20 protein-coding genes and 1 pseudogene are annotated in these 26024 nt (G+C 40.6%); 17 read left to right on the top strand and 4 right to left on the bottom strand.

The window, feature by feature from the left end; translation table 11 throughout:
• Positions 1–22 precede the first annotated feature (22 nt).
• The 9 genes from C1721_RS15765 to C1721_RS15725 all read left to right on the top strand — a co-directional run bounded on the left by C1721_RS15765 (position 23) and on the right by C1721_RS15725 (position 9241).
• Positions 23–2266, top strand: coding sequence for a TonB-dependent receptor (locus tag C1721_RS15765; RefSeq protein ID WP_159063610.1), 2244 nt, complete (start codon positions 23–25; stop codon positions 2264–2266).
• Between the two features lie 149 nt (positions 2267–2415).
• Complete coding sequence (locus C1721_RS15760) at positions 2416–2880, top strand: cyclophilin-like fold protein (protein ID WP_234347555.1); 465 nt, start codon at positions 2416–2418, stop codon at positions 2878–2880.
• 13 nt (positions 2881–2893) lie between these two features.
• Positions 2894–3454: a cyclophilin-like fold protein gene (locus C1721_RS15755; RefSeq protein ID WP_102409589.1), complete on the top strand. Its 561-nt coding sequence runs from the start codon at positions 2894–2896 to the stop codon at positions 3452–3454.
• Positions 3455–3612: 158 nt separating this feature from the next.
• A complete protein-coding gene (locus C1721_RS15750; RefSeq protein WP_234347670.1) occupies positions 3613–4578 on the top strand; it encodes an alpha/beta hydrolase in 966 nt (321 codons plus the stop codon).
• Between the two features lie 32 nt (positions 4579–4610).
• The gene (locus tag C1721_RS15745; RefSeq protein ID WP_102409120.1) at positions 4611–5306 is read left to right on the top strand and encodes a flavodoxin family protein; all 696 of its coding nucleotides are present in this window, start codon (positions 4611–4613) and stop codon (positions 5304–5306) included.
• A gap of 24 nt (positions 5307–5330) precedes the next feature.
• A complete protein-coding gene (locus C1721_RS15740; RefSeq protein WP_102409119.1) occupies positions 5331–6197 on the top strand; it encodes a DUF3737 family protein in 867 nt (288 codons plus the stop codon).
• Positions 6194–7363, top strand: coding sequence for a MalY/PatB family protein (locus tag C1721_RS15735; protein WP_102409118.1), 1170 nt, complete (start codon positions 6194–6196; stop codon positions 7361–7363). Before C1721_RS15740 ends, C1721_RS15735 begins: the two co-directional genes overlap by 4 nt.
• A gap of 57 nt (positions 7364–7420) precedes the next feature.
• Positions 7421–8353, top strand: a complete 933-nt coding sequence (locus tag C1721_RS15730; protein WP_102409117.1) for an EamA family transporter — start codon at positions 7421–7423, stop codon at positions 8351–8353.
• A 174-nt stretch (positions 8354–8527) separates the two neighbouring features.
• Positions 8528–9241: a dihydrofolate reductase family protein gene (locus C1721_RS15725; RefSeq protein ID WP_102409116.1), complete on the top strand. Its 714-nt coding sequence runs from the start codon at positions 8528–8530 to the stop codon at positions 9239–9241.
• A gap of 261 nt (positions 9242–9502) precedes the next feature.
• Here C1721_RS15725 and C1721_RS16375 read toward each other — a convergent pair whose 3' ends face one another.
• Positions 9503–9835 carry a hypothetical protein gene (locus C1721_RS16375; RefSeq protein WP_234347552.1) on the bottom strand — a complete coding sequence of 111 codons (333 nt, stop codon included), beginning with the start codon at positions 9833–9835 and terminating at the stop codon, positions 9503–9505.
• Between C1721_RS16375 and C1721_RS16370 the strand changes: the two genes are divergently transcribed.
• The 4 genes from C1721_RS16370 (at position 9821) to C1721_RS15700 (ending at position 12560) form a co-directional block, all read left to right on the top strand.
• The gene (locus C1721_RS16370) at positions 9821–10267 is read left to right on the top strand and encodes a helix-turn-helix domain-containing protein (protein WP_234347549.1); all 447 of its coding nucleotides are present in this window, start codon (positions 9821–9823) and stop codon (positions 10265–10267) included. The genes C1721_RS16375 and C1721_RS16370 overlap by 15 nt on opposite strands.
• Before the next feature lie 337 nt (positions 10268–10604).
• Positions 10605–11228, top strand: coding sequence for an RteC domain-containing protein (locus C1721_RS15715; protein ID WP_234347547.1), 624 nt, complete (start codon positions 10605–10607; stop codon positions 11226–11228).
• Between the two features lie 114 nt (positions 11229–11342).
• Positions 11343–11885: a hypothetical protein gene (locus C1721_RS15710; protein ID WP_199830417.1), complete on the top strand. Its 543-nt coding sequence runs from the start codon at positions 11343–11345 to the stop codon at positions 11883–11885.
• A gap of 291 nt (positions 11886–12176) precedes the next feature.
• The gene (locus C1721_RS15700; protein WP_102409114.1) at positions 12177–12560 is read left to right on the top strand and encodes a hypothetical protein; all 384 of its coding nucleotides are present in this window, start codon (positions 12177–12179) and stop codon (positions 12558–12560) included.
• Positions 12561–12631: 71 nt separating this feature from the next.
• Here the strand turns inward: C1721_RS15700 and mobC are convergent.
• From mobC to mobA, 3 genes and pseudogenes are all read right to left on the bottom strand, one after another.
• Positions 12632–14637, bottom strand: a pseudogene (mobC, locus tag C1721_RS15695) (conjugal transfer protein MobC).
• 26 nt (positions 14638–14663) lie between these two features.
• Positions 14664–15932, bottom strand: coding sequence for a conjugal transfer protein MobB (gene mobB / locus C1721_RS15690; protein WP_102409113.1), 1269 nt, complete (start codon positions 15930–15932; stop codon positions 14664–14666).
• Positions 15911–16273: a conjugal transfer protein MobA gene (gene mobA, locus C1721_RS15685; RefSeq protein WP_199830416.1), complete on the bottom strand. Its 363-nt coding sequence runs from the start codon at positions 16271–16273 to the stop codon at positions 15911–15913. The genes mobB and mobA overlap by 22 nt, the downstream gene beginning before the upstream one ends.
• Positions 16274–16867: 594 nt before the next feature.
• Here mobA and C1721_RS15675 point away from each other — a divergent pair.
• The 4 genes from C1721_RS15675 (at position 16868) to C1721_RS15660 (ending at position 25991) form a co-directional block, all read left to right on the top strand.
• A complete protein-coding gene (locus C1721_RS15675) occupies positions 16868–17449 on the top strand; it encodes a hypothetical protein (protein ID WP_234347545.1) in 582 nt (193 codons plus the stop codon).
• A gap of 625 nt (positions 17450–18074) precedes the next feature.
• Complete coding sequence (locus C1721_RS15670) at positions 18075–20618, top strand: sensor histidine kinase (protein WP_159063607.1); 2544 nt, start codon at positions 18075–18077, stop codon at positions 20616–20618.
• Positions 20611–23667 (top strand): ATP-binding protein, encoded by a 3057-nt coding sequence (locus tag C1721_RS15665; protein ID WP_102409108.1) that lies wholly within the window; start codon positions 20611–20613, stop codon positions 23665–23667. The genes C1721_RS15670 and C1721_RS15665 overlap by 8 nt, the downstream gene beginning before the upstream one ends.
• Positions 23668–23864: 197 nt before the next feature.
• Entirely contained in the window at positions 23865–25991 is a 2127-nt protein-coding gene (locus C1721_RS15660) for a KamA family radical SAM protein (RefSeq protein WP_102409107.1), read from the top strand.
• Positions 25992–26024: the final 33 nt, after the last annotated feature.

The following is a 26024-nucleotide window of genomic DNA, read 5'->3' as shown; positions in this document are numbered from 1 at the left end:
AGAACGCAAATAATCATAGATCATGAAATACTCCAAAATATTTTCTTTATTATTCATAATAGTCAGTACCCAGGTGCAAGTCCGGGCACAATCTCCAACAGCAGCGACTGATTCAATCGTAGTGAATAATAAGGAAGAAAAAAACAGGAATGTGATGCTGAATGCTTCCGATGCGGCTAAACCCCGTGAAGTAAACATCGGTTTGCCGGCGAGTACCGGAGGAACGGAAATTTTTGAAGACGGGCTTCCGGTAGTATATTACTTCTGGCCCCATATGGCTTATACCAGTTGGTGCGGCGGAACATCTTACGGTAAATCGAACCTCATGTCTTTAAGTGAATCGGCACTATTGAGCGGGAATGTCGGTTATACGCTTTACAGCGAAACGCGTTTGGGTGAAGACAAACTGGGGGCTCATCTGGATTATACGGTCAACCATTTCGGGGCTCAGCGGTTTGACCTGAATGCGAGTGGGAAAATAACCGACGGCTGGTATTTCAGTCTCGGTTCTTTCCAGAATTTCGATCCCGGAAGCATCAACCTGCCTTATATGAAGTATCAGGACCGGACACAAATTTATAAAGGGGCTTTGACCCGTCGCTGGAATGAAGACAGGGGAGAGATTTCGCTGCTATTAAAACATGCCAATAACGTATCGGGTGCAGACAACAACGGTCCCTTTACTTATGTAGGTGACGGTTCGGTACGCCTGCTCGACGGGTTCGACCTGGGACGGGATGCGTATATGCCTTCCGATGGGACTATCGGATATCGGGATATTGTAACAGGCGATACCCTCAAAAAGCATCTGTACGACATGGGGTATTCCCATAATAACGAAATCGGATTACGTGCAAAGTATCTTTTCAATAATGGAGGACTGCTGACATTCAATTTCAAATACAATCGTGCCCATAGCGGCATGACGGTCAATGCCCTGGCAGGACTGAGCGAAGTGACGGAAGACCGTGGATATACATCTGGTGACGGTGTCCCTTTCGCCGGATATGTGCAGAGCCGTTATACTCTTTATTACCAGGGGAAAATAGATGATGTGATGGCGACGGCGGAATACAACCAACGTTTCGGCAACCATGGCCTGCGTTTCGGATTGAACCAGTGGTACAGTTCTACGGAACTGAAAGCCATGACTTCAAACTGGGCACATACGGTGAAAGCCGGTCCCGACCCCCTTTTATATCAAGGTAATGCTTATTGGGATTTTAATACGGGAGGCGAGTATTATAATGGCAGGGAAAACAAGTTGGCTTTGTATGTCTCCGATGACTGGAATATTCTACGGAACTTGTCTCTCTCCTATGGGATGCGATTGGAATATTACCATATCGGCGGAGAGTCTCCAATGAATTACAATACAGACGACCATACAAATGACCGTACTTCCGGCTTTTATCTGGGTAGAGAGGGCGTGCATCAGACACCGTTTAATTATAACTGGATAAATCCGATAGCTACTGTCAGCGCCCATTATGTCATGTTGAAACATTTCGGACTGACCGGTGATTACCTGTTCAACAGGCAAAGACCGCGTCTAGAGAATTTCGGTGGGCAGGATTTTGCCAATCTTGATCCGGTAGATGTTCAGTTGGCGCGTTTCGGAGTTTACTATAATAATGATTGGTTTAATGTTGTTTCTACTTTGTCTTATATCCGCAAGACTAATTATAAGACACGTTCCCAGTTTACCGCCAATATAAACGGAGTGGATGAAACACAGACTGCGGCTATCAATTATGATATTGCTACTCTGGGCTGGACAACAGACATGGTATTGAGTCCGTTTAAGGGTTTTCAGTTGCACTATCTGGTGACTCTGCAAAAGCCCCAGTATAAAAATTTCGATACGAGATTGAGTTTCAGCGATAATGTTGTCCGTGATTTTAGTTTCAGCGACCGTAAGGTGACCGGAGTGTCGGAGTTACTTATGGAGATAGACCCTTCCTATACGATAGACAAATGGCGTTTCTGGCTTAGTTTCCGCTATCTCGGCAAACAATATATCAACAAGCCGAACACGCTGTTTTTTAATCCCCGTTGGGAAACTTTCGGCGGTATCGATTACCGGATAAACGACCATATTGCCTTATCTGCAAATGTCGTTAATTTCCTGAACCAGAAAGGGGCCAACGGGGCTATCGGAGCTGCTGATTTGGTGACCGATGCAAACCTCTATCAGAATTATCTGATGTCCGGCAGCTTTATCCGTCCGTTTACAACAGAACTTTCGATTAAGATAGATTTTTAATGGAACAGGTTCATTTTTTCCATTTGAATGGTAATATCTGTAATTGAGGTAATGATGTCTGTAATTCATCTACAAAGGAAGTCTTTTTCTTCCCGTAATTTTGCAGTGTAGAAACAACATAGTTTGATAACCCCTAAAACAAAAAAAGAATGAAACATTTGATGGCATTATGTGTACTGACCACTATTTTCAGTCTGGCATCTTGTGGAAAGGATGATGTGAACGCTACAGAGCCGGTAGTCGATACTGCCCATCGATTGGCAATCGTGATAGGCTCACAAACTATCACTGCTACTCTGTATGACAACCCGACGAGCAGGGATTTCATATCACGTCTTCCTCTGACAGTTGATCTGAACGATTATGGAGGGACGGAAAAAGTGTTCACGCCTTCCCCTGAATTGACAACCGATAATTCCCCTTCAGGCATGAATCCTCAGGCCGGAGATATCGCTTTGTTTGCTCCCTGGGGAAACATAGTCATCTATTACAGGAATGGAACGTCTTCCGGTTCATTGATTCCCATCGGGCGTATCGAAAACGGGATTAATGCTTTAAATATTTCCGGAACTATACTAAATGTAAGGTTTGAACTTACAAGTGTTGAACCCTAAAATATTAGGTGAGATGAAATACTATTTGATGGTTGCCTTCATGGCATTTTCCTTATCAGTAAACCTGACATCGTGCAGCCCGGATGACCCTATCGGAGAAATAGAGCAACCGGTAACTCCGAATGAACCGGATAATAATAATCCGGACGAACCCGGAAATAACGGGAATCCCAATGAACCGGGTGATAATAATGATAATACAGACAATCCTATGAGCAACAATCTTAAAATATCAATCGGAGAAGTCTCCTTTAATGTGACGCTGGAAAACAATGCGACAGCTACGGCTTTTAAGGCATTGCTCCCAATGACAATAGATATGTCCGAAATGAACGGCAATGAAAAATACTACTACCTGCCGGGCAGCCTGCCCACAGCTTCTTCCAGCCAGGGAACTATTCATACCGGCGACCTGATGCTCTACGGCTCCAGTTGTGTGGTGCTGTTCTATGAAACCTTTTCAAGCTCGTACAGCTATACACGAATAGGTAAAGTGGATAACCCATCCGGATTATCAGAGGCTTTGGGAAGGGGGAATGTAAGCATAACTTTTGAAATACAGGATAAAGAATAAATTAGAAATAACAAGATGGAAACAATATGTTCAGAACAGTTATTGTGAAACATCTGAAAATAAAGTACATTATGAATATAAAGACAATTATTGCAGTCGGGCTGTTAGTTATAAGTACAACAGCCATTGCGCAGACAAGTAAAACAACAGAAGGGAATATGGAAAAGTTGGAATTGACACAGGAATGGGACAAGACATTCCCGCAAAGCGACAAAGTGTCGCATAGTAAGGTAACCTTCCGCAACCGTTATGGCATCACGCTTGCCGCAGATATGTATGTCCCCAAGAATGCCGAGGGCAAACTTGCAGCCATTGCCGTGAGCGGTCCGTTCGGTGCCGTGAAAGAGCAGTCGTCAGGACTTTATGCGCAGACGCTTGCCGAACGCGGCTTCCTGACCATCGCTTTCGACCCCTCGTTTACCGGCGAGAGCGGAGGACAGCCTCGCAATATAGCCTCACCCGACCTCAACACGGAAGATTTCAGTGCCGCTGTGGACTATCTTGCGACACGTACTGATGTGGATGCGGAACGTATCGGTATACTTGGCGTTTGCGGTTGGGGCGGCTTTGCCATCAACGCCGCCGCCAACGACACACGCATAAAGGCTACCATAGCATCTACAATGTATGACATCAGCCGATGCACCGCCAACAGTTATTATGATAAAATGACAGCCGATGAACGATACGGGATGCGTCAGCAGCTGAATGCCCAGCGCACCATTGATGCCAGGAACGGCACATATCAGCGTAATGTCATGAACCCCAAACCCGCCGATGACGCGCCGCAGTTTATGAAAGACTATTACGATTATTACAAGACAAAGCGTGGTTATCACCCCCGCTCCATCAACTCGGGTCAGGGCTGGAATATGACATCGTCTTTGGCATTCCTCAACGCCCCCATCCTTGCTTACAGTGGTGAGATACGCAGTGCCGTAATGGTCATCCACGGTGAGAAAGCGCATTCGCGCTATATGGGTGAGGATGCTTTCAAAAAACTGAAAGGCGACAACAAGCATTTGCTTATTATCCCCGGTGCAGTGCATACCGACCTTTATGACAAGACAGACATCATTCCTTTTGACAAGATAGAACAGTTTTATAAGGAATATTTAAAGTAGAGTTACCGGTTTGTCTATGAATATGGAAAGAGATGGAGAGACGAAAATTTATAAGGAATACATTGATAACCACAGGAAGCATATTACTGGGCAGTGCGGTTATCCATCGGTATCTGAATGATAAAGAACCGGCGGATAATCCGCTTCCCCCGGCAGTAGAAAAAATCCACCGGGGAAACGGAAAGAAAGTGCTTGTCCTGATGAGTGCCGGGACAAGACTTGGCAACACCGACCGCCTGGCAGACGCTTATATCAAAGGACTGGTGGAACGGGATCATTCCGTTACGAAAGTTTATCTCGGAAGTATGCGGCTGGAAGGTTGCAGAGGGTGCGGAGCTTGTCAGCGTCCTGCCCGTCGTTGCGTAGTTCAGGACGGTATGCAGGATATATATCCCCTGTTTACCGAATGTGATACAATAGTGATGGCCTCGCCACTCTACTTCTGGACCATTACGGCACGGCTGAAAGCATTCATTGAAAGACTCTATGCAATTTCTGTCGATGATAAATATCCCTCGAAAGACACAGTCCTGTTGATGACAGCCGGTGATGATAAGGAAACAACTTTCGAACATCCTGTACAATATTTCCGGGTGATAAGCCAGGTGTTGGGAGGAAATGAGAAAGGTATATATTGTGCCGGAGGTTGTACGGGATGCGAAAAAACGGCACGGAATATTGATAAAAAGCATCTTAATAATGCCTATCAAATGGGCTTGGAATTATAAAATAAATAACGAACTAATTAAATCATGGAAATAATAAAGAACAAAGAATACGAAGGCGAACGCCCTTTGTTTGCTACACACGATTTGCAATTGGATAATGTAACGATTCACACCGGTGAATCTGCACTGAAAGAATGCAGTAACATTATCGCAGTAAATTGTCGTTTCGAAGGCAAATACCCTTTCTGGCATACTAATGGCTTTATGGTAAAGAACTGCTTTTTTACAGAGGGAGCACGCGCCGCTTTGTGGTATTCGCAGAACTTACAAATGACCGATACGGTAGTGGAAGCCCCGAAAATGTTTCGTGAAATGGACGGAATAAAGTTGGAGAACGTACAACTTCCCAATGCACTGGAAACTCTGTGGCATTGTCGCAATGTGGAATTAAAGAACGTGCAGATAGACAAAGCCGATTACCTGTTCATGCACGGTGAGAATATCCGCATTGAGAACTACAGCCAGAATGGAAATTATTCCTTCCAATACTGCAAAAACGTGGAAATCCGCAATGCGGTCATCAACTCGAAAGATGCTTTCTGGAACACGGAAAATGTAACGGTGTATGACTCCGAACTGAACGGCGAATATTTGGGCTGGCATTCCCACAACCTACATCTGGTGAATTGCAAGATTTCAGGCACTCAACCCCTTTGCTATACACACGATCTGGTGATGGAAAATTGTACGATGGCGGATGACTGCGACCTGGCATTTGAATACGGCAGCGTACAGGCAAGCATCAACGGTCCTATACATAGTGTAAAGAATCCACGTACCGGAAACATCATTGCTGAAAGTTACTGTGAAATCATTATCGATGAAAATGTCAAGGCTCCGGCTGACTGTGAACTGCAATTGTGGGACAACGTAACTTGTTTCAATCAATGAAATACAATTTCGATGAAATAGTTCCCCGGCGTAGAACCAATTCCTATAAATGGGATACGGCTCAGGAAGAAAATGTCTTGCCCATGTGGGTAGCCGATATGGATTTCCGTACGGCTCCCCCTGTGGTGGAAGCGTTGCGTAAACGGGTGGAGCATGGAATCTTCGGCTACACAAAAGTTCCTTCCGCTTACTACGAAGCTGTAATAAATTGGTTCGCCCGAAGGCACGGCTGGCAGATAAAAAAGGACTGGATTACCTACACATTGGGAGTAGTTCCGGCATTGTCTGCCGTAATCAAGGCTCTGACGGTTCCGGGAGACAAAGTACTGGTACAAACACCGGTTTATAATTGTTTTTTCTCTTCCATCCGTAATAACGGTTGTGAAGTAGTGGAGAATCCCCTTCTTTATATAAACGAAACTTACCGGATCGATTTCACCGGTCTGGAGCAAAAGGCTGCCGACCCGAAAGTAAAGCTGTTACTGCTATGTAACCCCCATAATCCGGCAGGCAGAGTCTGGACCCGGCAGGAACTGACACGTATCGGTGAGATTTGCCTCCGCAATGATGTGATTGTTGTAGCGGATGAGATTCATTGTGAGCTGGTTTTCCCAGGACATACCTATACTCCTTTCGCTTCTATCTCGAAAGAATTCCTGATGCATTCTGTCACATGCACATCTCCAAGCAAGGCGTTCAATCTGGCAGGACTGCAGATTGCCAATATTATTTCGGCAGATGAATATATGCGTATGGAAATAGACAAAGCCATCAATATCAATGAGGTTTGTGATGTGAATCCGTTCGGAGTCGAAGCCCTGATAGCCGCTTACAATGAAGGGGAAGAGTGGCTGGAAGAACTGAAACATTATCTTGTGGTGAATTACAACTATCTGAAAGCTTACTTCAATGAGTACCTCCCGGGCTTCCCGGTGGTGATGCTGGAAGGCACATACCTGGTATGGGTGGATTGCTCGATACTGAAACGCCGCTCGAAGGAAATTGCGGAAACGCTGCTGAGAGAAGAAAAGCTCTGGATAAATGAAGGAAGCATGTATGGTGAAGCCGGTGAAAATTTTATCCGCCTGAATATAGCCTGCCCCCGGCAGGTGCTGATAGACGGTCTGGACCGGTTAAAGAGGGGGATTAAAGAAACAATGATCTGATATCATTGAATTTGCACACACTGTACCGTAACGTAACTCAAGTAAAAAAAGACAAAGATGGAAAGAAAGAATCGTGTTGACGGGAGCCTGGCAGGCATTATCATTGCCTACTTCCTGATCTATGTTGTTTGGGGTTCTACCTATTTCTTTATAGGCGTGGCGTTGAAGGATTTCCCTCCCTTTTTGCTGGGTGCGTTACGGTTTACCGCTGCCGGATTGATCCTGCTCGGTATCTGTTATTTACGCGGGGAACAAGTATTCAGGAAAAGCCTTGTCATGCGTTCGGCCATTAGTGGTATTATATTGTTGTTCATCGATATGGCGGTAGTTATGCTGGCTCAACGTTATGTAACCAGCAGCTTTGTGGCTATCATCGCCTCTTCCACTGCACTTTGGATTTTATTATTGGATGTTCCTATGTGGAAGTCTAATTTCGGTAGCTTTTTTACAATAGCAGGAGGAATAATGGGGTTTTCCGGTGTGGCGATGCTTTACATGGAACAGCTCGGTTCAGAATGGCTTTTACCTCATAGCGAACGGGGATTCTTACTATTGGTTTTCGGATGTATTTCGTGGGCTTCAGGTACACTTTATGCCAAATACCGGTCTTCACGGGAGGAAAAGGTGAACGCTTTTGCCGGTTCGGCCTGGCAGATGCTTTTTGCCGGCGGAATGTTCTGGACATGTTCTCTTTTCAATAAGGACCTGGCAAATGTTTCGTTGAGCAGTGTATCATCTGTCGGTTGGCTTTCACTTGTCTATTTAATTTTATTTGGTTCTTTGCTTGCTTACTCAGCTTATGTATGGTTGTTGAAAGTCCGTCCGGCGGCAGAGGTTGGCACCCATGCGTATGTGAATCCGTTCATAGCTGTTTTATTGGGAGTCTTTATCGGTAGTGAAAAGGTAACTCTGATCCAGATGTCCGGCCTGTTGCTTATTTTGTTAGGAGTAATGTTGATTGGCAGAAAACATAGAAACCGTTCCTCATAATAATAAAAAACGTTTTTGCCTTTTTCCGGAATTTAAAACAAGATAAATAGCATTCATCTCAATTACCTTAAAGTTTTCATACATCCTTGGCTATTACATTGTAAATTTTCCCGGGTTAAGGTGAAAACGTTTCATCTCAAAATAATAATTTCTTAAATACATTATAAATCAGATATGAACAGACCTTATATTTTTTGTCACATGCTGACATCCCTCGATGGGAAAATTATGGGGAATTATATGGAAATTCCCGAAGGAGAGCAAGCTATCCAAGAATTCTATAACATAGCTTTTGGCAAACAACCCTATTATAAACATCAGGGGTGGTTGTCCGGGCGAGTCACTACAGACGATAATTTCACATTCTACGAAAAACCTGTGCTCGATGAGAATGCGGCAGTTGTTCCCGAAGGTGACTTTGTCGCAAGGAAAAGCGATATGTATTATGTCTCTATCGACCTGTCCGGAAGACTTGGTTGGAAATCACATATACTAACATACGAAGATACAGTTGCGGAGGTGATTGAGATTTTGACATCACAGACAAGTAATGCGTATAAAGCCTTCTTGCGCAAGCTTGGTATTTCTTATATTATTGCCGGTGAAGATAAATTGGATTATGAAATCCTGCTGAGTAAACTAAAAAAGTTGTTTGATATAGAAATGCTTATGCTTGGCGGTGGCGGCGTACTCAACTGGTCTTTTATCCAAGCAGGTTTTTGCGATGAGTTAAGCATCGTTATCGCTCCGGCAGCCGACGGTTCAAGGGAAACCCAGACTCTGTTTATGACAAAGGATAATCTTACCACTGACCTGGCTAAAGGTTTTAGGTTGTTGGAAGTTAAGCAACTGGAGGGAAGCTCTGTCTGGTTGAGGTATAAAGTATAGAGTTAGCAATCGCTGATTAAAAACGGATGAATCCCGGCAAACCTCTTTTGTATGGCTCTTGCCGGGATTATTAAATGAAAGCATGTGTGAGCCTTTCAATTTATACCAATTGTCCTGGTCCGGTATTCTTTCGGCGAGTTCAATAAAGAAAAACAATAGTTGAACATAAGTAATGGATATGAAGCATAGACCGCCGTTTTGCGATGAAAGTCCGATTGACTGCCATTTTGAGGTGAAAAACTATCAGAAAGAAGAAATGGTTCATAACGACGACACGAAATCAACTATCTGATATTTTGCCGTAGCGGACACGCACGGATAAGCAGCACGCTGTTCCATGACGAAATACTGTGCGCCGGGGAAGTGATGTTCGTTCCCCGTGGAAGTGAATGTAGCGGCATCGCCCTGAGCGATGTAACTTTGCTGGTGCATAAATTCAACAACACAGTCTGCCAGAGTGAAAAGTGCATACTTGCCTATCTCTACTCGCACCGCCATATCCAATCCAAAGTATATTGTTGCAAACTCACCATCCCAGATTCCCTGCAAATCCTCATGGCCGGAATCGTTTCCTATCTCATGGACGAAACGCACGACTTCGACCTGTGGAAGCTGAAACACAAGGAACTGATATGGGTGTTCACCCGCTATTATGATTCTGAAGAGTTACAGTCGTTTTTTCATCCGATGACCGACGAGCAAGTACCATTCCGAAGCCTTGTAATGACACACTACCGTAAAGCCAACAATACGGATGAATTGGCAGAGCTTTGCGGCTATGGTGTGCATACCTTTCGCCGGATATTCAAGAACGAGTTCGGTGTATCCGTCCATCAATGGTTGATACGGAAACGTGCGGAAAATGTGAAGTTCCGCCTATCACAAATTTATATCTCCTTCGTCGATATTATTGATGAATTTAATTTTTCTTCTCCGCAGGAATTCAACTGTTTCTGCAAAGCTAATATCGGAGATACGCCGAGTAATATCCGGCAACAATATTTGCAATCTTCCGACAAAGAGTAGCTGCCTACTTAAAAATACTAACAGAATGGTCTGTTTTCAATAAATAGCTATCCGCTTGATATTCGTAACTTTGCGCCCGAAATCAAAGAGAATGTTTAATGCAGATAAAATGTGAAGAAATGATACAGGAGGTGGATAATCGGATAGCTGCCATCGACCTGAACGGGAATCATATCATCAGGGATTGTAAGACAATGCTTATTTTCCTGAAAGAAAAGCTGACCGAATTGAAAGTGTTTGTCCAATCCGACCCTTTGAGAGCGATACCGAAGAAATCGCCTTTTTCAAACAGTACAAGCCCCGGATTCTGGGGCCGCTATTCTATTTCCACCATATATTGCGTATCGAGAGCCAACGACCTCCGGGTGAGGAAGAGCTGGACGATTATTATGAAAAACAGCAGGAGGAACAGAAAATGTTCTTTGACCGCCATGTGGCGTTTTTCCAATATTACCGTAGCGGAGCCACTTACATGGACAACTATTACTTCCTGCGTGGAAGACAAGAAAATATGATTGATGTGGATGTGTGCCATCTAGACGACGAAACGGAGTTCGGCACGGGATATGACCGCCTTGTCGCCCGCATTATGGCAATGGAGATGCTGTACGCCTTCTTATCAGTGAAGCATACTTACCTGCAAAATGGCAATGAAGATATGTCCGCCGAACTGTTAAAGGTTAAAGGCTCCTATCAATGGACGGGCAGTGCCATTGAATTGGTGGAAATAGTGTACGGACTCAGTGAAATGGGCAGTATCAACAACGGGGAAACCCCGATACATGAGTTAGCCGCCTTTGTGGGTATTCTCCTGAACATCGACATCCGTGATTGTTACAGTACCTATACGGATATGAAGCGGCGCAAGAACGAAAGCCGCACGTGTTTTTTAGACAAGATGCGGGAACGGCTGAACAAACGGATGGAGCAGGACGATGAGAAAGAACGGAAGCGGAAGTAAGATTAAGTGCCGAAAAACTTACGGTTACCCTTGTTTTTTTGCGTATATTTGCCAGCATATAAAAACTTATATGCCCTAAATAAAAGTGTGTGGAAATAATAATAGTAAAATAATATGAATAGAAATTTAGTAATGATGGCGGTAGTATTACCGCTGCTTACAAGTTGTGGAGGACAAAGTAAATACGAAAAGGCTATTGCCGATTTTGTGCAAACGGACAAAAAAGGGACGTGGACTGATTTACAATTCAAAGTAATCGAGATGGGAGATCCGACGGACATCACAGTCAAGGATAGTGTTGCCTTTCTGACGAAGAAGTTTGACTCTGAAAAGTCAAAACGCCTTGCCACGCTCAACGAAAGTATCGCCCGTAACAAGGAAAGTATGGAAAAGGAGCGATTCAATTCGATGAAACAGTTCTATCAGAAATTGATAGACAAGAATCAGGAACTTGTGGATTCGCTTGCGAAAACTTCGGTGAAATTGCCCGACGCGTATAAAAATGCAGCGGAGACAACCGTGCTGGCAAAGGAAATTACTTGTAAATTCTCCATTGCCAATCCGATGCTTAACAATGCCAAACAGGAAATTACAGAAAATTTTATACTTAATGCTGCCGGAGACAAGTGCTACAGACGGCACAGCAAGAAAAAATAATTGTTTGGATTGCAATCAATGATTGATATTTTCGGTTTTATGCGAATTTCAATATTTTTGCAAAAAGATAGTCATTCAGCCCGTGGTAAAGAAGAAAAAAAGAGTCCCGGACACTATTGTAAGATATGCGGAGAAAGAAAAGCCAATGAACGGTTCAGCGGCAAAGGTCATGCCGTGCATATCTGTAAAGAGTGCCAATCCCTGTCCGCCGAAGTCCAAACAGATATGAGGCGGATTCGGGACGTGGAAAGGGTATTGGGCAAATACCCCCTTTCCCGTTAGGACTGGGAATTGCTGGAAAAGTATTCTAAAAAATATGCCGATAAGGAGTCAGGGCAGTTTGCCCAAAGTATATTGGACGACCTTCGGGCAAAGCCGTCGCCTGATGGAAATGAAGAAGAATACGAAGAACAGACATACGCTGATTTTGATGAAGATACACAATACGAAATACGTATTTGGCTCCGCGAAATCCTGTTTGATTATATCTGCCGTAAAGGTCATGAACCGGAGAATAAACAACGGCAAAAGATCATAGACCGCTTGAATAAAGATACAACAGATGTGTTTTTTGTCCGTTTTAAAATAGATGAATCCTTTACCACCCTTTGGAATGAGCTGGTTAAAGAGGTACAAATTGAAATTGCAGAATTGGATGCGGAAGACGCAGAATAGAAAACAACGGCAGTAATTTTGAGGTTATTGCCGTCGTTGTTTCTATACCTTATTATATATAGGGGATGGAATCACCCTTTTTGCTGTAACAGGTGTGAGAGCTCCGGATCATTGGCTATGCGCTGCAATTCATCCGAAACGATCTGCTTCACCTCTGCTTTGATGCGGTTGTAATTCTCCTGTATCTGTTCCTTCATGCGGTCGTTGCCGTCTGCATCGGTGAAATCGGTGATGATGGGGATTTTCTTATAGGCGGTCTCCTCCCGCTTCACCTTGTCGGTATCCACCACAATCTCGGCATGGAAGATTTTTTGCTCGATACGCTCGGTGAAGTTATCCGATACGGAGCCGACAAACATACCCTGCGTAAGTTCTGAAATCTTACTCGGTGGAATAAGACTGTCCATTTGCGTATTGATGGAGGTGGACTTATCCTGCCGGTTGATGGTGATGCTCTGCCGCTTCTGCAACACCTTGCCAAAGCGTTCACTTAACGTTTTGGCAGTTTCACCCACTACCTGCCCGCTGAATATGTTACCTACGGTATTCATCACGACTTTCGCCTCTTTATCCCCATAATCGCGCACCAACTGCGAGAAGTCCTGAAAGCCCAGACAAACGGCAACCTTGTTGGAACGGGCGGTTGCAATCAAGTTATCCAATCCTTTGAAATAGATGGTGGGAAGCTCGTCGATGATAACGGAAGACTTAAGCATCCCTTTCTTGTTAATGAGCTTCACGATACGGGAGTTGTACAAGCCCAAAGCCGCACCGTATATGTTCTGCCTGTCGGGGTTGTTTCCCACACAGAGGATTTTCGGCTCTGCGGGATTATTGATGTCCAATGTAAACTCACTATCGGACATCATCCAATAGAGTTGCGGTGAAATCATTCTTGAAAGCGAGATTTTGGCAGATGCAATCTGCCCCTGCAACTGCTCAGCCGCTCCGCCGAGCCATGCATCCATGAAAGGGCTGAGATAGTTTTCGAGTTCCGGGTATGAGGTCAGAACCGGGAAAATATCTTCATACCGGCGGTTCAAAAGTTCGATGGCATGGGGGAACGTGCAGTATTTACCGCCCTGATAAATTCGCAAGTACCAGATGATGGCGGCGAACAGGATAATAGGTGATTCCACAAAGAAGTCGCCCTGCTTCTGCACCCATGATTTATTGAGGTTGAGCATGATGGTGTATGTCGATTCGTAAGCGTCGGTAATATCCTCCATGAAATCCGGATGAATGGGATTGCAACGGTGCGAACGACGGGGATCATCAAAGTTGATGACATAGAATTTTGGCTTTACCTTGTAGCCGTCCTGATTATTAATCAAATGGTTGTAGGCAATCATCGAGAGGTCGGGAAACTTAAAGTCGTAAATATATTGACTAAATCCCTTTTCAATCTGCTGTTTGATATAGTTGTTTACCACGGCGAATGACTTCCCGCTGCCCGGAGTTCCCAACACGATGGATGCACGAAAAACATTTACAACATTAATCCAGCCATCGTTCCATTTCTTTTTGTAATAGAAGCGTGTCGGCAAATTCACGGAATACTCGTTCTCAATGAGCCTTGTTTCCTGCTGGAAGGATTCGTTTCCCGTGTTGAACACGTCATCCATGAGGTTGTTTTTCAAAAGGCGGCTTATGTACAGCCCCGACATCAAGAGGCAGATATAGCCGACCGCCATCGTGAAAATATAGATAGCGGTATTCGTCTCTATACCCAATGGCAGCGACAATATCCACCAATTCAGAAAGAAAAACACGAAACCCACGCCGTCCAGATTTTCGTCCATGTGATTTTTTCCTCCTTCACGCCCGACGTACCCAAACAGGACAGTCCGAGCAACAGGACGGTGAACAGTTTGGTGTAAATGATACAGCCGAACAGCCCCGCCGTGCGGTGGAAGTTCATAAGGATTTTATCAACTACCCCAATATTTACTCCACATAAGCGGATAGCCTCGTAACAATACCAATAGATATTGATTACCACAAATAATATACTCACGGCACGCAGAAAATCCATGATTTTCGCCAATGCCCTCAAATCGTCTTCTTGTTGTGACATACTGATTTTATTTTAAAATTCTACAATTAAATACCCCTGCCTTTTCTTTTTTTCTTCTTCCGCTGCATCTTCCGGCGGAACGCTTCTTCCTCCGGATCAGTGCCGGGTATGATGGACAGGTCGAACATACCTCCGGTTACAGAATCCTCGCCGGGTTCATGGACTTGTTTCGTGAACGGCGCAAACGGTTCATGTTCTCCGGTATGTTGTGACGGGTCGGTAGTACCTATTCCCGTCGGTATCGGACTGCTTGCTGCAACCACCCATTCCTGCAAAGCATTTGCGGAGAGTTCCTTGCCCATGCGTGAGCCGTTCAGCACGCAACCGGTGTTGTGGTCGACAAAGGTCGCACCGTAAATTCTGCCTGTATCGGTTTCCCGAAATACGGTATCTATCCCTTTGGATTCCAACACTCGTATAAGTTCATCTTTGCCCGATGCTTGTCGGAGTGTAGCGAGAATGATAGCCTTTGTCCGCCCTGCAAGCTCCTTTTTCTTTATTTCGGTTCGGGAGGCGGTACACCGGTTATCAAAGGCTTCATATCCGGCATACTTTCCGAAGCGGGAGGCTTTCAGCGGATTTCTGGTCTTGGTTCCCGCACCGTCCGTCGCCGAATAGACAAAACCTCTGTATTCCCTGCCGTGTACCTCGCCCCGTGCTTCCTCTACGGTGATATTGTAGAGGGACAGCAAGGCACGGTATTCACCGAGCGATTGATATCGGTAGGTTTCTGAGAGGGCTTTGAGGACGTTGCTGACCTGCCGCTTCACATCGCCTTTGGAAACATCCACCTTTTTCAATGCTCCCTGTTCCAACCGTTGCCTACTGTTTCCCGACGGGTGCAACCCGTACTTCTTTTCCAGCGCATTGGTCGCCCGTTTGCTCCGGCGGTGGATGTAGTCGTTGTTGAGCCGCTTGCCATCCTCACCCACACGTATGGAAACGATATGCAGGTGGTGGCGGTCAATGTCCTCGTGCTTGAACACGATGTATGGCTGATTGCCGTAACCGATTTTCTCCATGTATTCCCGTGCGATGTCGGTAAGCTCCGTATCGGTCAGCTTATCTTCCGGATGCGGATTCAGAGAGATGTGGATAACAGGTTTCTCGGTACGCATACGGGCAGGAAGATACCTTTCAAAATCTGCTGTGGCACGGGCAATGTCCACCGTTCCCGTACCATTATCAAGGATTTTGTTGGAGGCGAGCAGCTTGCCTTCGCCCTCGTTTACCTTCTGCCCGTTATATGCCAACGCACCGTACAGGGAGTTTCCTACATTGATGTTCGCAACCATTCCTGCTCGAATTTCTGTGTCAATGCTATAATTTCACGGCTCACCGATACAAGCTGGCGGGTGGTTTCTTCCAATATATAAAGCAATGCCATCGCTTTTTTCTCGGAAAAATGGCTCTTAAGTTCCCTTACAACTTGGTTGTAATTCACTCCGATCCTGCGGAATTGGGCGTTCAGATCGGAGAGTCTGGCGTAGTATTCGGGAAAGGTATTATCTACTTTAATGACCTTAAATTCCTCCCCGAACACACGGGCTTTGATAAAAACCGCTTTCGCATACTCGCCCGACTGCTCGTACATGGTGAGGAAACGGGCGTGTTCCTCGTCATCAAAACGCACCATCACGCAGTGCTGAAGATATAGAAAAAATTATGGATTGGGAATTCCTTGAAAATTTTGTAGATATAATTGAGGAGCCAATAATAAAAATGCGTTTACAAGAAGAGATTAATGCTTTTAAACAAAATTAGAGATGTGGATATTGAAACCTGATATAAAGAAAGCTGAAGAATATGCTGATTATTATTTCAGAACATTTCCTAGACTATTTAATAAGGAAGGGAAAAGAAATTATAGTGGAAGTTGCACACATACAGAAACGTATAAATACCTAACAAAAGAACAGTTTAGACAATTTCTTGTAGCCAAACCCCAAGAGCTACTTTTTTGCATGAAGAACTATTCAAGCGTATAATAAGCCCTTTTGATCAGAAAGAATGGGAGTTATACATACAAGAAAAGGAAATTGAAACTCACAATTTGGATAAGAAGTAGGCTGAGCGACGTAAAGCATTTGATAAAGTACAAAATGAAATACAAGCAGTAAATTTATTCTTTAACTATGATGCACATGTTTCTGAAAATAAGATTTTGAGTTATTTTCTTTCAGAGAAAATGGGTACAAATACTTGTACATATTGTAATAGGACATACACATTGACTGTTTATGAGCAATCGAATGCAGGAGAGTTTGAAGGCTTGATTCGCCCAGAATTTGATCATTGGTTACCCCAATCCTTGTATCCTGATCTAACTCTTTCATATTTCAACTTGATACCATCATGCAAACTGCGTAACTCATCTCTTAAACATAAAAAAAAGATGGATTTGGATAATTATATACATCCATATATTGATGATGAGGCTGGTTTCAATTTTAGATATATCCCTTTATCTGATGGACATTATGCTGTAAATACAGTTATTGAATCAACTGATGCTACGATGCGTAGCAAGATAAAAAATACACTAAGATTATTTCATACCCAAGAAGTTTATAATGCTTATGTTCCATTTGAACTTCAGGATATAATGGATTTAGCTAATGCTAACAGTCAGGATTACATAGAGCCACTTATTCATAATACTATTAGAGATTTAGGAGTAACAGTGAGAGATGCCTACAGAATGATTTTTGGAATTGAGTTCGAGAAAGATTTGTTTCTTAATAGACCTTTTTCCAAATTTAAAATGGATATACTAAAACAACTAAAGGAAGAAAAGGTAATAAAAAAGTAGATTTCATAGGAGGATTTTTATTTCAAGCAAATGTTTTCTTTGAGATTTGATTGTTAAAAAGTTATTAGAAGGCTTTGATGTGCTAATTAAATTCTTACCTTTGTATAGTAATGTTAGATGAATAGACACCATGAAGACGATGTGAGACTGAATCAGACAAACTTCAGTTACTAAAACATTACTAAGAGTAAAATTGACATTTTTATAACCTTGTAAATAAGGAACTTGGAGAGAAAAGGTTCATAATCCTATCTCTCCGCTGTAGAAAAGAAGACCTTGTGAGTTTTTACTTGCAAGGTCTTTTTATTTATTATGATCTTTAGATAGAGTATAGAATGTAATTTTAGGCGTATATACTTATTTATTAGTTTATATATTTTTGAAAATTTAGGATAATCAATTCTTTATTCAAATATAATTTGTATGTTTGTGTTTACGATAAGCAATTATTACTTTAATGTTTAATAGATATTTCAAGCGAAAGAAGTTGCTTGCTTTCCTATTCGTTATTAGTCTTTTTATTGGCATAGCATTGTTTTTTATATTTGCCAGGAAAGAGACTCCTAAATATCGCGTATTGTTGATTCATTCTTTTTTCGAACAGAATTTTTCGTGGAAGGATGAGATGAATAAGGGTGTTTATGATTGTTTTAAAGATAATAATATGTCGGTTGATGTGCGGACATTTTATTTGGATGCAGAATTTCTTTCTGCACAACAAGAATTAGATACTTTAAGTCTTTTATTACAAGGGTACGACAATAAACCACTCGATTTAATACTAGTGTGCGATGACCAAGCCACTTTTTCATTATTAGCAACAAAACATCCTCTTACCTATAAAGTTCCTATTGTTTTTAGTGGGGTAGATTATGTCAATAATGGAGTTTTGGAAGGACACTCAAATGTAACAGGTTTTACGACAAAGCCGGATTTTGTGAAATGTTATAATTTGGCAGAAAGGTTGTTTGGCAGAATTGATGATATAGCAATTATTGCAGAAGATACGTATTTAGGGAAAATGAGCGCAAATGAAGCTCGGCAACAATTTGAACAACTACCGGAAGTTGCAACTATTTATAATTCTTTTCCTTCTTATAGTAAAACGGATACTATTCATCCTTTGGGATCTATGCCTCATCCTTTACATATACGGATCGAGCGGGTGGATAGCCAAGAGGCGCGCATGTTAAAATGGATTTTATTTTATCGTCTTCATAGTTGTTGTATATTACCTAAGTGGAGTCCCTTTTATTCGTCTTTAGCAAGTATGGGAACGGCTCCTTTTCTCATGGTTAATAATGAAGGGTTTGGAGATGGTCGTATAGGAGGGTATATGACACCGAGTTATAATCAGACTTATGATGCTACAAACATAGGGGTAAAAATACTTCGCGGTGCGAAGGCTTCTGATTTTCCAATAGTAGCCAGTAAACAATATCCGGTGTTTGATTGGGTACAACTTAAGTATTGGAAAATAGATTTGGATTCTTTACCGCAGGATAGTATTATTCCTAATATGCCGTTTGGGGTAAAATATAAAAAGGCAATTTGGGCAAGTATAATATCATCTGCTTTATTTATTGTTATTTTAATGTTTATACTTTTACGTCTGTATAAGAGAGAGGCGTTAAAAAAGAAACAGGTACAACAAAAGCTATCTAAAGAGCAATTGGAATTAGGAATTACAATTGAGGCTCTTGAAGAAGGGGTAGTATATATAGACCGGAAAGGCAATGTTCTTTCTATGAATGAATCTGCACTGAAATGGCTGAAGTTGAATGGAAGTCCGGATGTTTACATTAAAAAAAATGTTCGTAATTTATTTTACATACAGGAGGATGGAAATCCTTTTTATTTGCAGAATATGATGGAACATCTGAGTCAACAACAGAGTAGCCGCAAATTGAATGATACAGCAGTTATTGTGACAGCTGATAAGCGGGTTTTCCCGGTGTCCGGAAGTGTTAGTTGTACTTTTAAAGACGGTAATTTAGATGGCGCTATTATATCTTTTAGAGATATTACAGACGAAAGTATGGAGAAAGAGCTTTTAGCGTTAAGCATGATTGCCGGAGATGTGTTTGCTTGGCGTTATGATAGCTATGGTGATTATGTAATGTTTGATGAGTCATTCTTTCGTTCATTTAATATTCCTGATAATGGTCTTCACGCCATTATGATACAGAAATTTAAGTCTATAATTCATCCTGATGATTACGGATGGTGGAAAAAGACTATAAAGGGCTTTTATTCAGGTAAAATATCTAAGTCAACAATTCAGATACGACAAGATTTCAATGGAGAGGGTTATCAATGGTGGGAGTATCGTATAGCATCATTGCCTAAATCGTCTTTAGGAAATCATTATAAATTGTTTGGATTATGTTTGAATATAGAAAAATTTAAAAAAATAGAGGAAGAATTGGTTCGTGTTCTTGATGAAGCTCGTGAATCTGATCGTCTGAAAAGCTTGTTTTTGGCAAATATGAGCCATGAAGTGCGGACGCCTCTGAATGCAATTGTTGGTTTTTCTTCTTTATTGATTGAAGAAGAAGGACTTTCTATTGAATCTCGGAAGGACTTTATCAATATAATAAATGAAAATTGTCGTTTATTATTGAATTTAATTAATGAAATCTTAGATATCTCTCGTATAGAAAGTGGTATTTTATTTCGCGAGGAAACATGTAATCTTACAGATATAGTGAGAGATTCTATAGAGTCTAACCTTCCGAATTGTCCAACTTCCATTGAAATGCAAATGGATATACCAGAAGAACCTGTGTCGTTTATCAGTGATCCATTCCGTTTAAAACAATTGTTGGATAATTTAATAGACAATGCGTTTAAGTTTACAAAAGTAGGGAAAGTAACAGTTGGTTATATACTGGCAGAAGAAGGGAGCAGGATTAATTTATTTGTAAAAGATACAGGAATCGGTATATCTGAAACAGAAAAGGATAAGATTTTTGAGCGTTTTTATAAATCGGATGATTTTGTGCAAGGAGGAGGGTTGGGCCTTTCTATTTGTAAGGAAATTGTTAAAAGAATGGAGGGTACTATACATGTCGAATCAGAGGTTAATAAAGGTACATGTTTCATTATAGATATCCCTTTTCGAAAAGGTAAAGTGATGAACGAACGGAAGATAATAGAGAATGTGTAAACTACAATTACGTACGATATATTTATTTTTGGTTAGTCTTGTTGGAATAACATGTATTAGCCTCTTTGTTTCGTGCCGTAATGACCAGGTAAAAAGTGAGCCATATAATATATTAGTTATTCATTCATTCCGGAAAGATTGTCCTTGGAGAGATGATCTGAATAATGGAATAAAAGATTGTTTTAAGAAATATCATACACCAGTTTCCATAAAAACCTTTTATTTGGATTCGGAATATCTTTCAGACGAAGAAGAAAAGAAGGCATTGGAGTCTTTATTGGGTGGAATCCCGAATATTGATTTAATTTTAGTTTGTGATGATCCGGCTACTTATTCTCTTTTGGGACTTGATCATCAGTTAACATATCAAATTCCAATCGTTTTTAGTGGCGTGAACTATTACAGTGATTCTTTATTGAAAGGACGTACAAATGTAACGGGATATATAACGCCTCCAGATTATAAAAAATGTTTGGACTTGATACATTCTTTATATCCATCAGCTAATAAAATTATGTTGGATATAGAAGACAACTTATATGGGAAATTGGCACTTGAGGATTTTAAAAGGCAAGCCGAAGAAAATAGCTCTTCCGTTTTTGAAAAGGTGGAGATATATAATATGGATAAGGAAAAAGGCAAGCTTGTTATGTGGAGCTCCACTTTTTTGAATACCATTCCCCGTATAATGCCTGTTTGGGATAGTTTTTATTCCGGACGAGCACGAAACACGGAAGTTCCTTTTTTTGCGGTAAATAATGATGGATTTGGCCTAGGATATTTGGGTGGATATATGATTTCTCCCTATGATCAGACCTACATGGCTACGAAAATAGCAGTAGATATTTTGTCCGGTAAACCAGCTTCTGCATTTCCGATAACTCCTAGTAAGCAAGTTCCGATATTTGATTGGGAACAGATGAAAAAACGTAATATTTCTATCGACCAATTACCATCTGATAGTCAAATTATAAATATGCCTTTTGAAGAAAGGTATCGTGATTCTATAATAATTGTGACAGTTGTTCTCTTGCTCATCGTTATGCGGGTTGCTTTTTTATTGATAGGTTTATATCTGAAAGAAAAAAAGCAAAAACGTCAGTCTCAAAAGGAATTGAATGAACATCGACAGAATTTGAAAGTAATTATGTCTTCGATACGTGAGGGTGTTATTTCTGTGGATTTGGAGATGAATATATTTGCAATTAATCAGGCTGCTTTACATTGGCTGGGATTAGAAGGAAATGGAAGTAGCTATATAGGAAGAAATATTTTTTCGTTAATAGATATTTTTGTTCCTGGCAAAGATCATTATTTAAAAACTTTATTGACTTCTGTATTTAATGAAGATCGGCAAATTTATTTGGAGCAAACCAGTCAGATGTTGTCAATAGAAAATCAATATAATTTCCCGGTAGTCGGGGTATTATCTGCCATTTATCAGAATCATCAATTATATGGAGCTGTTATTACTTTTCATGATATAACGGAAGAGTTCACACAAAAGGAATTTCTTGCTTTATCTATGGGAGCAGGAGATGTATATTATTGGCGTTATGATGAAGCGAACAAAAAAATTATTACAAATTCTTCGTTTTTTGTTCATTACAATATATTTGATGACGGTTCGCATAGTATACCGATTGATCAATTTCATACAATGGTTCACCCTGATGAGATTGGTATGTTACAGGAAGTGGGTAATATATTATTACATAATGAAAATGAAAAACGTACAGTTCAAATACGTATAGATTTTAATGGAAAAGGATACCAATGGTGGGAATGCCGTTTTAATAACCGTGTGGTACCATCATATCGAAATAAAGAACTTTTTGTATATGGCATTTGTGTTAATATCCAGAAATTTAAAGAGACACAAAAAGCATTAGTACAAGCCCGTAATAAAGCTCATATGTCAGATAAACTAAAGAGTGCTTTCCTAGCAAATATGAGTCATGAAATTCGTACTCCACTGAATGCAATTGTAGGTTTTTCAAATGTGTTGATTTCTGAAGATGAATTTGCTATAGAAGAAAGAAAACTTTTTATTGAAACAATTCAGAATAACTGTGGATTACTTCTTGCTCTTATTAGTGATATTCTTGATTTAGCTCAGATAGAGAGTGGTACAATGTCATTTAAAGAAGAAATTTGTGATGTAAATGAATTAATAAATCAAATTGCTACAACGCAGCAAGTTATCATTCCGGATCGTTTGAAATTAATAGAAAAAATACCGGAGCAAACGATTTATATTATCACAGACAAATTAAGGCTAAATCAAGTAATAACTAATTTAATTAATAATGCAGTTAAGTTTACAGAACGCGGAACTGTAACTTTTGGTTATACGAAGGAACCGGATAATTATCTTCGTTTCTTTGTGGAAGATACTGGTCGTGGTATTCCTGAACAAGATTTGCAGAAAGTATTCGAACGTTTTTTCAAAAAGGATGATTTTACACAAGGGGCTGGATTAGGACTTTCTATTTGTAAAATGATAGTGGACCGGATGAACGGTGTCATAGATGTTCAATCAAAAGAAGGAGTAGGTAGCTGTTTTACCGTAAAAATTCCTTATATTGCTGCCTCAAAAGAAGACACAAGTCTTATGCCAGTAAAATTGAACGAAATACATAAAAAATACAATATGAATACAGAAACGATTGAATCAACGAAAGGGGTTACTATCTTAATTGCAGAGGATGAGGATAGTAATTATTTGTTACTTAAAACCATTTTGCAAAAATACTGTGTTTTGGTCCGTGCTAAAACAGGTGTTCAAGCTTTGGAGCTTTTCAAGGAAAAACATCCGGACTTGATTATGTTAGATATTAAAATGCCGGAAATGACAGGTATAGAGGCTCTAAAAGAAATTCGTAAATTAGATGTTGAAACTCCGGTAATTATGCAATCTGCATATGTATTTGATTCGGATATGGATGCGGCTCGTCAAGCCGGAGCATCAGATTTTATAACGAAACCTATTAACTTGAAAATATTTAAAACAACAATAAGTAAATATTGTCCTTCTATTGAATGGTAGAAAAGGTATTGTAGTCAGAAGAACGCAGGTTTTAAAGAAATCCTGCGTTCTTCTGACATTTTGTTTGTATATAATAGCTAATTAAGATGTTTTAGAATTTTCTGAGTTCTGTTTTGACAATATATTTACTATATTTGTAGATAAACGTTTCTTTGCGCATTACTCAATAATTCTAATCAACAAAAAATAATTAGCGTATGGTAAAAAGAGAATCTGATACATCTGATATTTTTAAATTAAGAAAAAAATTCATTGTAAATTTTCCATGGTTGTTTAATCTGGCCGAAAAGAATGATAATGTGGAATCTTTTAAGGAAGCTTTGTATTCTTATGTTTCTTCTTTTACAAATGTGATAGATGATGGCAGCAAAGATTTACAACAAAAAATGATCAGACGGATTCTTCTTTTAATTGATTACGATAACACTTCTATTGATGAATTGTCTACGGGTGAAAAATTGTCTGTTTTTACAATCTCTTATTTATGGCACTTTCTTAGAGGGACACTAACCAAAAATGTTTCTGTAGACCTATTTATAGACCTTCTCCATCAGTTTGAATTATTAATACGTCCGGAATTAGTTTTGCCAGAGCGTTCATTAGTTAAAAGACAAATGAATCGTTGGCCTACTGGTTTAGATGAGGATATTCTCGCTATACGAAATGCAAATAAAGAACGTATTATAGGTTGTCTTATCCGGAAAATAGAACGTTATCATTCTTCTTCTTCAAAATATCAATTTCCAGAGGAAATGACTTATGAAGAAAAATATAAACAGGTATCTGAATGGTGGAATATTGCTCGTTTTCATTTGGCAATGGCAATAAAAAGTCCCACGGAACTAAATTTTTTCTTAGGATATTCTCTTTCAGAAGAAACAATGCAACTTTTATACAGAGCGAAAAAGAAAGGAATGCCTTTTTTTGTAACTCCATATTATCTTTCATTACTTAACACCAGTAAAGATGGATATGATGATAAAACTATTCGTTCATATGTTCTCTATTCAGAAGAATTAGTTGATACATATGGCGAGATAAAGGCTTGGGAAAAGGAAGATGTCGTAGTAGCGGGAGAACCGAATGCTGCGGGTTGGATTTTGCCAGAAGGCCATAATATTCATCGTCGTTATCCGGAAGTGGCTATATTAATACCGGATTCGATGGGACGTGCTTGTGGTGGACTTTGTGCATCTTGTCAACGTATGTATGATTTTCAGAGTAAGCATTTGAGTTTTGATTTTGAATCATTGAAACCAAAAGAAACTTGGGATCAGAAATTACGTCGTTTGATGCGATATTTTGAAGAAGATGCTCAGCTCCGTGATATATTGATAACGGGAGGCGATGCTTTCATGAGCCAGAATGCGACTTTACAGAAAATATTGGATGCTGTTTATCGTATGGCTATTCGTAAACGTAAAGCAAATGAAAATCGTCCGGATGGAAAAAAATATGCCGAACTACAAAGAGTTCGATTAGGATCTCGTCTTTTAGCATATCTGCCTTTACGTATTACTGACGATTTAGTAAGAATATTGAAAGAGTTTAAGGAAAAAGCATCGACAATAGGTATTACGCAATTTTATGTCCAGACGCATTTTCAATCTCCTTTGGAAATTACTTCAGAAGCAAAGATGGCAATTGAAGCTATTCAATCGGCAGGGTGGACAATAACAAATCAGCTGGTGTTTACTGTTTCTGCATCTAGGCGAGGACATACAGCAAAATTACGCCGAACATTAAATTCACTTGGTGTTGTTTGTTACTATACTTTCTCTGTGAAAGGATTTCATGAAAATTATGCGGTATTTACTCCGAACAGTCGTTCTTTGCAAGAGCAATATGAAGAGAAAATATTTGGAGTTATTCCTGAGAATAAACGGAATGAACTTCATTCTATTATTCGAAGCCAAGGTCTGTTTGGTAAAAAATTAATAGGTTTTCTAAAGGAAAATAATCTATTGTTTGCTGCTACGGATCGTAGTGTTTTAAACCTTCCGGCTATAGGAAAAAGTATGACTTTTACAACAGTTGGCTTAACAGAAGATGGTAAACGTATTCTTCGGTTTGAGCATGATGCGAGTCGCCGGCATAGCCCTATCATTAATAAAATGGGGAGTGTGTATATCAAAGAAAATAAATCTATCGCTGCCTATTTGCGTCAATTAGAGGAAATGGGAGAAAATATAAAAGAATATCGTTCTATATGGAGTTATTCAGAAGGTATAACCGAACCTCGTTTTAGCATTTATGAGTACCCTTCATATCCATTTGAGATAACAGACAATATGACAAATTTGGAGTTGTACAATAGTCATTAAAAGTTTATCTTATCCCTAGTTTAAAGAATTAAT

The sequence above is a fragment of the Parabacteroides bouchesdurhonensis genome, assembly GCF_900186615.1.
In the GTDB taxonomy this organism is placed as follows: domain Bacteria; phylum Bacteroidota; class Bacteroidia; order Bacteroidales; family Tannerellaceae; genus Parabacteroides; species Parabacteroides bouchesdurhonensis.
Note: the sequence above shows the minus strand (reverse complement) of the source record. Positions and strands in the feature narration are given on the sequence as shown.

Excerpts from the sequence above, each read along its gene's own strand:
- C1721_RS15765 (WP_159063610.1), top strand. The coding sequence starts at position 23 with ATGAAATACTCCAAAATATTTTCTTTATTATTCATAATAGTCAGTACC.
- C1721_RS15760 (WP_234347555.1), top strand. The coding sequence starts at position 2,416 with ATGAAACATTTGATGGCATTATGTGTACTGACCACTATTTTCAGTCTG.
- C1721_RS15755 (WP_102409589.1), top strand. The coding sequence starts at position 2,894 with ATGAAATACTATTTGATGGTTGCCTTCATGGCATTTTCCTTATCAGTA.
- C1721_RS15750 (WP_234347670.1), top strand. The coding sequence starts at position 3,613 with ATGGAAAAGTTGGAATTGACACAGGAATGGGACAAGACATTCCCGCAA.
- C1721_RS15745 (WP_102409120.1), top strand. The coding sequence starts at position 4,611 with ATGGAGAGACGAAAATTTATAAGGAATACATTGATAACCACAGGAAGC.
- C1721_RS15740 (WP_102409119.1), top strand. The coding sequence starts at position 5,331 with ATGGAAATAATAAAGAACAAAGAATACGAAGGCGAACGCCCTTTGTTT.
- C1721_RS15735 (WP_102409118.1), top strand. The coding sequence starts at position 6,194 with ATGAAATACAATTTCGATGAAATAGTTCCCCGGCGTAGAACCAATTCC.
- C1721_RS15730 (WP_102409117.1), top strand. The coding sequence starts at position 7,421 with ATGGAAAGAAAGAATCGTGTTGACGGGAGCCTGGCAGGCATTATCATT.
- C1721_RS15725 (WP_102409116.1), top strand. The coding sequence starts at position 8,528 with ATGAACAGACCTTATATTTTTTGTCACATGCTGACATCCCTCGATGGG.
- C1721_RS16370 (WP_234347549.1), top strand. The coding sequence starts at position 9,821 with ATGGACGAAACGCACGACTTCGACCTGTGGAAGCTGAAACACAAGGAA.
- C1721_RS15710 (WP_199830417.1), top strand. The coding sequence starts at position 11,343 with ATGAATAGAAATTTAGTAATGATGGCGGTAGTATTACCGCTGCTTACA.
- mobB (WP_102409113.1), bottom strand. The coding sequence starts at position 15,932 with ATGGTTGCGAACATCAATGTAGGAAACTCCCTGTACGGTGCGTTGGCA.
- mobA (WP_199830416.1), bottom strand. The coding sequence starts at position 16,273 with ATGGTGCGTTTTGATGACGAGGAACACGCCCGTTTCCTCACCATGTAC.
- C1721_RS15670 (WP_159063607.1), top strand. The coding sequence starts at position 18,075 with ATGAATAAGGGTGTTTATGATTGTTTTAAAGATAATAATATGTCGGTT.
- C1721_RS15665 (WP_102409108.1), top strand. The coding sequence starts at position 20,611 with ATGTGTAAACTACAATTACGTACGATATATTTATTTTTGGTTAGTCTT.
- C1721_RS15660 (WP_102409107.1), top strand. The coding sequence starts at position 23,865 with ATGGTAAAAAGAGAATCTGATACATCTGATATTTTTAAATTAAGAAAA.